Source organism: Streptomyces sp. NPDC022910 (genome assembly GCF_055561075.1).
Map to the genome: position 1 here is coordinate 1 of NZ_JBVHHL010000122.1, position 7,505 is coordinate 7,505.

Annotated in this window: 5 protein-coding genes and 1 pseudogene; all 6 read left to right on the forward strand. The window is 67.4% G+C overall.

What is annotated here, in order from left to right:
- Positions 1–41: 41 nt before the first annotated feature.
- The 6 genes and pseudogenes from ACZ3TS_RS42095 (at position 42) to ACZ3TS_RS42120 (ending at position 7,424) form a co-directional block, all read left to right on the forward strand.
- Positions 42–323 carry an HAD hydrolase-like protein gene (locus tag ACZ3TS_RS42095; protein ID WP_467628283.1) on the forward strand — a complete coding sequence of 94 codons (282 nt, stop codon included), beginning with the start codon at positions 42–44 and terminating at the stop codon, positions 321–323.
- 127 nt (positions 324–450) lie between these two features.
- Positions 451–915: pseudogene (locus ACZ3TS_RS42100) on the forward strand (site-specific integrase); the annotation flags it as partial.
- A gap of 820 nt (positions 916–1,735) precedes the next feature.
- Entirely contained in the window at positions 1,736–2,815 is a 1,080-nt protein-coding gene (locus tag ACZ3TS_RS42105) for a PAS domain-containing protein (RefSeq protein WP_467628286.1), read from the forward strand.
- A 77-nt stretch (positions 2,816–2,892) separates the two neighbouring features.
- The gene (locus ACZ3TS_RS42110; protein WP_467628289.1) at positions 2,893–4,140 is read left to right on the forward strand and encodes a PP2C family protein-serine/threonine phosphatase; all 1,248 of its coding nucleotides are present in this window, start codon (positions 2,893–2,895) and stop codon (positions 4,138–4,140) included.
- Positions 4,141–4,671: 531 nt separating this feature from the next.
- The gene (locus tag ACZ3TS_RS42115) at positions 4,672–6,393 is read left to right on the forward strand and encodes a hypothetical protein (protein ID WP_467628292.1); all 1,722 of its coding nucleotides are present in this window, start codon (positions 4,672–4,674) and stop codon (positions 6,391–6,393) included.
- 677 nt (positions 6,394–7,070) lie between these two features.
- A complete protein-coding gene (locus tag ACZ3TS_RS42120; RefSeq protein WP_467628295.1) occupies positions 7,071–7,424 on the forward strand; it encodes a type I restriction-modification system subunit M N-terminal domain-containing protein in 354 nt (117 codons plus the stop codon).
- The last annotated feature ends 81 nt before the right edge of the window (positions 7,425–7,505 follow it).

Consider the following 7,505-nt stretch of genomic DNA (forward strand, 5'->3'; position numbering starts at 1 on the left):
CTGACCCTCGAAGAAGATCAGGATGATCAGAAGATCGCGAAGTGGGTCACCGTTCATCCGCCGATCAGCGGTCCGTTTTCACCCGTCGCCGAGAGCGTCGCCTCTTCGAGGCCGCGGCTAGCGCATGTGGCGTCGAGCTGAGCGCCGGCGGGTGGACGATCGGCGACAACCCGGACACCGACATAGATGGAGGAAGGGCAGCGGGCCTACGGACGGTCTGGGTTGCCAACGGCCGTGAATGGCCTAATAGCCTCCAGAAGCCGGTCGCTGCGGTGCGCCGAGTCACAGAGGCCATCGAGCTGCTGCGAGAGAAAAGGAACTAGCTCGAATCGCCGTGCGGGCGTGTATGCAGCTCCTCCATCACGAGCGCCAGTTCCGGCGACGCATCCTTGAGGCCCGACCACCGTTCCAAAACGGCCGCTGCGGCGTTAGCCAGGTCCGATGGAAGCCGGCATCGTCCATGCCGGCCACGACTGGACGGACGACGACCGGGCCCACCAAGAGCGCCACCTCAAGGCCCGAGCGGTCCGCGACTCACGGGTGGTGCCGATCCCGCCGCACTTTGTCGCGATGCTCCGGTGGCACATCGAGCGATACGGTGCGGCACCGGATGGCCGCCTGTTCCGCACGAGCCGCGGCGGTGTGATTCAGGACACGGGATACGGCGAGGTTTGGGCGGAAGCACGGAGCGCTGCTCTTTCCCCCTTCGAGGTGGCGTCGCCGCTCGCCCGCCGGCCGTATGACCTGCGATGCGCCGGGGTCTCCTTCTGGCTCTTCTCCGGTGTCGACCCCATGGAGGTGGCGCGTAGGGCCGGGCACTCCGTGGCCGTGCTCCTGCGGGTCTACGCGAAGGTTCTGGCGCAGGCGCAGGACCGAGCGAACCGCCAGATTGAGGCTGGCCTGCGGGAATGGCACGGAGAAAGCGCCTCCCCCGGGGGGACGCCTGGGGGACGCACGCTGATCAGGGACGAGTCGCACCTGAGACCAGGTGAGACAAACCTCGCTTTTCGATCATCGTTCGAATCGGCGTGTTCGAATACGAAAGAACCCCCTCCGTGCTGCGTTTCCGCAGTTCGGAGGGGGTTCCCTCAAGTGTGGCGGCGCCAGGATTCGAACCTGGGAAGGCTGAGCCGGCAGATTTACAGACCGCGCGGCCGAGCAGCCCTGAACAGTGGAAACACCGCGCGCCGACCTACCTGCCCCACGCGGGTCCCACGGGCCCGGCGGGCGGTCAAGGGTGCGGGAGATCGGTGAGAGAGGGGCGCGGTGGGCACACGTGGTGATCGTGGTCTTCGGGACGGTGGCTCCCGGAACCCACCCGCGCAGCCAGCCCACCGGTGATCTCCGTGCTACTCCCACCAGGCACCGGCCGGGTCGTCGAGGGACGCCGAGATCACGGACTATCTGTGTAACCGGCTCCTCGACGCCGAGCAACTCGGCCTGGTCTTTTTGGGCGGCCCAGCCGTGTGGACGGAACGGGACGGACGGGCCCGGACGCGCGCGCATGAGACGGAAACTGAGACGGCCGTGCCCGCCCTTAGCTTAGGAGCCGGCGGTGCGGGAGCCGACGACACCATGGGGGGATTGTTTGTTACGCACAATATTCGAAAGAAATGTGCCATTTCGCGCCAGTGTCTACCCGTCCGTCCGTTCCTAGCCTGGTGTGCAGCAAGCGGCTCGCCGCGGCGCGTGCCGACGCTTCCGCACGCCTACGCACCTGACGGGATCAACCGTGATGACTGAAATCGATCAGACGGCACTCGCTGAGCCGATGGACGTGAGCGTGATATCCGACGCGGCGATAGCGGTGATCGACGAGCAGGGGACGGTGGCGGGATGGACACGGGCCGCTGAGCGGCGTGTCAGGTACTCGGCCGGAGACGTGGTGGGGCGCTCCGCCGCGGTCGTGCTGTCGCCTTCCCAGGACGCGCTGCGAGTACCAACGTTCGCCGAGCAGCGCCGTGCCCAAGACGGCTGGTCCGGCACCGTGGCGGTCCGCCACCGCGACGGCCACACGCTCAACCTGAGCCTGCGCATCTCGCTGCTGCGGGGGCAGCACGGAACGGTCCGGTGGCTGGTATCCGTGACCAACCCATGCGCTCTCTCCTCGGTGGCGACGAACGGATCGGTGCGCGAGTCGCTTCTTACCCGTGCACCGATCGGCATCCTCGTTCATGACCCGCAGCTGCGCTGCACCTGGACGAACGACTTCATGGAGCGCCTCGACGGCCTGCCTTGCGACCGGCGGTTCGGATGCCGGGTGACGGATTCGATGCCCGGTTTCGAGGCCGAAGCGCTTGAGGCAGTGATGCGGCAGGTGCTGGAGAGCGGCACCTCCGCGGTCCACGAGTTCCGGGTGTGGCCGGCGGAAGATCCGCGTCGGGAGCACGCGTTCTCGGTCTCGTTCTTCTGCCTCCAGGACGCGGACGGCAAGGCGCTGGGGGTGTGCTCCATGAAGCGATTGAACCAGGGGATCGGCCCAGGATCACTCCGTGAGTGCTCTCTTGCGAGACTGCCGCCGGAATACCGCCCGCCCCACCTCGGTGGTGCTGTTGAACACATCGCCTGTGCCGGCGGACGCAAGCGCGAGACGTTGACATGCCTGCCATGTCAGCTGCCCACGGCCCGGAAGCCTGGACGCGCGCACAGCGCAACGCGACCGGCTTCACGCATCGCCTCTGGGCCGCCACTTCCCATCGCCGTGACGTCGCAGCCCGAGAGAGCGACGGTAACGGCCGTCACGCAGCGCAGCCACGGGCTGCAGCCAGTCGAACATGAGGAGCATCGCGTACGATTTAATGTGATTTGCGTTTAGTTGAATATTAAATACATTTCAGGCAATTCCGTCCACAAATAGGCTTCTACGAACCGTCTCCACCTAAGGACAAAAACATGGGTGTGCAGGTCAAGGGGGTCATCGCAGCCCGCGGCACGGCCGTTCGGTCGCTCAGACAGGTGATCGCCCCGAAGCGGCTCTCCCGGCGGATGCGGGAAGAGGGTCAGCCGTTCGAGCCGGCGCTCCTGATTCCGCTGATGGTGATCGTGCTGGCCTCGGTGGCGGCCGCCTTCACGCCCCACCTGCAGTTCTACCGATTGCTCGGGGCGACGCCGGCGCTGGCCGCCGCGATGTTCTCCGTGGCCGGCACCCTGGGCATCGGGCTGCTCGCCCTGATAGCCGGGTTCGCCATCGCCGCCGCCGACCACAATCTGGGCCAGACACCGGGCAATTTCACCCTGATCGCGGTCGCGGCCAGCACGCTGACCGCCGCCTACGCCAGCCGGGTACGGCAGAAGCGGGAGCGCACCCTCGCCGAAGTCCGCTCCGTAGCGGAGACCGCGCAGCGGGTGCTGCTGCGCCCACTCCCGCAGCACCTCGAAGACATCGACGTCGAGGTGCTCTACCAGGCCGCCGCCGCGCAGGCCCGCATCGGCGGCGACTTCTACGAGGCGATGCAGACCCCGCACGGGGTGCGGCTGATCATCGGCGACGTCCGCGGCAAGGGACTTCCGGCCGTCGAGATCGCCTCGGTCATCCTCAGCACGTTCCGGGTGCTGAGGATGAGCGCGCCCGACCTGCCGTCCCTGGCAGGACATATGGAGACCGTCATGAGCCATTACTCCCGAGACGTCCCCGACGGCGCGATGGAGCGCTTCGCCACCATCGTGCTCGTGGAGATCCCCGCCGGGGAACCGATCGCGCGCGTGCTCAACTGCGGGCACCCCGCGCCACTGCTGCTGCACGGCGGCGAAGTGCGCGAGGTGGAACCCAGCGCGCCGTCACCACCCATCAACATGGCGGACCTCCTCGGCGACCACTACCAGGTCGACACCATCCCCTTCACCGCCGGCGACCGCCTGCTGCTCTACACCGACGGCGTCAGCGAGACCCGCAACCGTACCGGGACCTTCTACCCCCTCGCCCAGCGCGTCCACCAATGGGCCCTCGACCCGCCCCGCCAACTCCTCGACCACCTCAACCAAGACCTCCACGCCTACGTCCACGGCACCCGCGACGACGACCTCGCCGCCCTCGTCGCCCACCGCGTCACACCACCCGGCCGGGAGGCGACGGAACTCGACCGCGCTGTCCCCGTACAGCTCGGCCACACCCCTTCAGAGGCGACGGAGGCCGCTGACTGATCCACGGACTCCAACCGCGCGCCGACCGCGTCGACCCCGACCCCTGCTCTACGTAGCAAGCACGCCGAGCCGGCCGCACACAAGCTGCGCAAGAGCCCCAACACCCGCTCGCGCTGTAGCCATCGGGAGAACGGCTTTACAGACCGCGCGCGTGACACATCCTGACCAGCGCGCATGCGCCGCTGCTGGCGCCTTGCCCCACCCCTACCCCGCAAGAGGGGCCGACGAAATGCCGACGCGGCCCCGGCAGATTTACAGCGGGCTAGCTCCATATGTTCTGACCAGGAACTTCCCACTCAGCCACTCTCATTGGGGGACACCTGGGGGCAGTGCGTCCCCAGGTGCTCACAGAGACCGTTCCGACCTGGGCTGGGAGGGGGAGCGGCGTACGGTCGCGAACACTCGCGACCGTCAGTGAATGAGACCAGAACTGAGACCAACGGCAGCAATGATCGGCGCTCGCCACCGGGCGTGCTACTCGGGGTGGCCCCAGGCGCAGGGGGCACACAGTCGTGACCGCATAATGCGCGGGTGACGATGAGTTCAGTGCCGTATGCGGATGTCCCCGCTCGCCCTTGGGTGTCCGCCAATGCCAGGCGGTGGGCGGACGTCCGGGTGCCCGCGTGGGCGCGGCCGGTGGGGCCGGCTGTGGTGCTGCTGGTGGCCGTGGTCATGGCGGTGATGTTCTCGCCCGACCCGATATGCACGGTGGCATCGCCCTGTGGGGCGGACTGGCTCGATGCGGCCGGAACGATGCTCTTCCTGCCGCACCTGGTGTGGCTGTTTGTGCTACCGGAACTCGCCCTCGTGTCCGCTCCGTTGCTGCTGATCTGGATGAGCAATCCCGATACTTGGCTGGGTGGGCCAGCCGAGAAGATCGCGGACGCCGTCGTTGTGGCGGCGCTGTGCTGGGGCTGGGCGGCCGTCGTGGCACGGCTGCGGACGCGCGGCCGCCAGCGCTCGCTCGTGCTCGACGCGGCCGGCGGCAACACGGTGCCTGCCCCGGCGACCGACGACATCCGCCCGTGGCGCCGGGGCCTGGTCCGCGGCATTGCCGGGGCTCTCCTGTGCGTGGTGGCCGGTGCCCTGATCACGACCGTCGTCGTGGACGACCGGGCAGACGACCGCCTGGCCCGTACGGCCACCTCGGAGAACGCCCGAGTCGTGGCCTACAACACTGATGACTACACCGTCACAGTCCGCCTCAGCGATAACACACGACACAGGTTCGACGCGCAGGGCAGCTATCGGGTCGGCAGCAGCGTCCCGGTGCTGATGCACGGCGATTGGACGCGGCTTGCCACTGAGCCCTACGGCGACCGAACCGGCCGCCAGGCGCTGGCACTCGTCCTCGCAGGGCTCGGTGTCACCGTGCTCGGCTCGGGCCTGCTCTCCCGCCGGCGCGCGGTGGCGCTGCACCGTGCCCCGGTCCCGGTACTGCGCGTCCTGACCCGTCATCATCAGGGGCGTACGGAGATATTCGCCGCCGACGACACCGCCACCCTGCGCCCGGTGCTGAGCTACGAGCCCCACACCCGCACCCGCACGGCACTGCGCCAAGCCCTGCTCTACGGTGCACCTCACGAGGGCGGTGAGTTGATTCTGGCGAGCGCAACGGAGTCCGGGCAATGGCTCGTCGAGGGGACAGCGTCCCCGATACGGCACGGTTCTCCCGACGGCACGTGCACGCCCGGGGTATACCGTCCCGGCACAGCACGCACAGCACGCACGGCCGCACACCGCCGGGCCGCTGAGGTCCGCGTCCAAGACGCCCTCGCCGCGATGACCCCTGCTACCGGACCGGTCCGGTGGCAGGCAGGCCCGGTGGCACGCTCCATCGGAGCGGCGCTCCTCGTCGTGGCCATCATGCTGCTGGGGACGCTCTTCACGGGTTCCCCTACGTGGTGGCAGCTGCCCATCTGGTCGGTAGGCGGCGTGTACTGGGTGAGCGTCTGCCTCCGGATGATGATCTGGCGGATCACCGCCGACTCCAATGGACTGCACGTTCGCGGCCTGTGGCGTACTGCCCACCTCCCGTGGGCGGACGTCATCCGCGCTGTCTACACCCCCGAAGGCGAGCTGATCGTCCGTTGCCGCACCGATGTCGACGACGCCCCCGTCGGCAGTGTCGGCTTCCCACCGCTGGAGCGACGGCTGCACCGCCCAGGCCGCGCTGAGCGTGCCGCCGCCGAGATCACCGCGATGGTCCGCGAGCCGGGCCTGCGGCCGAAAAGCGACGCCGGACGCACATGAGCCACCCATGCTCCGACCCTGTCACGCTCAGCAGTCCGTCATATCGGCCGCTCGGGGGCTGACGCCAAGCAGCTGAGGCGCGCGCCATTGCGGCGGTTGCCGTACTTCGCTGCTGTAGTGCAACGGCTCCGGAGGCCTTTTTGTCTCAGAGACAACATGCTGGTCAGAGGCTTGATTGAAGCGAACCAGCTGGCGCCTGTCCGCGGATGGTCCACAGGGGTAGCGCTGGTCCGATGGGCCCTCAGGGAGGCCTGATGCGCGATTTTATGGTCCCGTTGCTCGAAGCAACCGTTCGCACGCTATTCTCACGGAACCCACACATGTCAGGGGAGGGCATGCCGTGAGCGGCACCTGGGTTGCCATCGACTTCGAGACTACCGATGCGCACGGGTGTCCGGTTGGTCACGTTCCCGACCGAACTAATGCCGGACGTGAGCACCACCCGGACGCATACGCCAAGCCTGGCCGTGACGATCACGTCTTCCTGGTCCCCAGGGTGGTCGGCTTCAGCGGATCAACTTCCGGGATGACTGGATCACCGGCAGGAAGTCCGGAGACGGCGGTACAGGTCAGCGCCTCAGCCCTCGGAGAGGGGCACATAGCTGAAGCACGGGACGCTGGCTGCTGCCTCTGGCAAAGTGATCGTCACTGCTAGACGTTTCTCGTGAGGAACCTTTGTGAGCACGCTCGGTAGCTTCATCTGGTCAATCGCTGACCAGCTTCGGGGTCCCTATCGCCCCAACCAGTACGGGACAGTGATTCTCCCGTTCACGATCCTGAGGCGGCTTGACTGCGTACTCGAGCCGGACCGCGCGGCGGTACACGAGCTGGCTGCGAGGTACGAGAACCCCAACCGGCTCAAGGTCGAGGTCAAAAAGGTCACGGGGCGGACGTTCTACAACACCTCTAACTACGAGTTCGCGAACCTGCTGGCCGATGCGGACGGGCTGGCGGACAACCTCGCTGACTACATCGACCGGTTCTCGGCCGACGTGGACGTGTTCGAGTACTTCGACTTCAGAGGGCGTTAAGTCCGTTTCTGATAGCGGCCACGTCCGGGTTGCTCGAGGAATCCCTGGCGAACGAGTCGTCCCAGGCGGGAGCGGGTGACG

Coding starts and splice junctions, on each gene's coding strand:
- ACZ3TS_RS42105 (WP_467628286.1), top strand. CDS start 1,736: ATGACTGAAATCGATCAGACGGCACTCGCTGAGCCGATGGACGTGAGC.
- ACZ3TS_RS42110 (WP_467628289.1), top strand. CDS start 2,893: ATGGGTGTGCAGGTCAAGGGGGTCATCGCAGCCCGCGGCACGGCCGTT.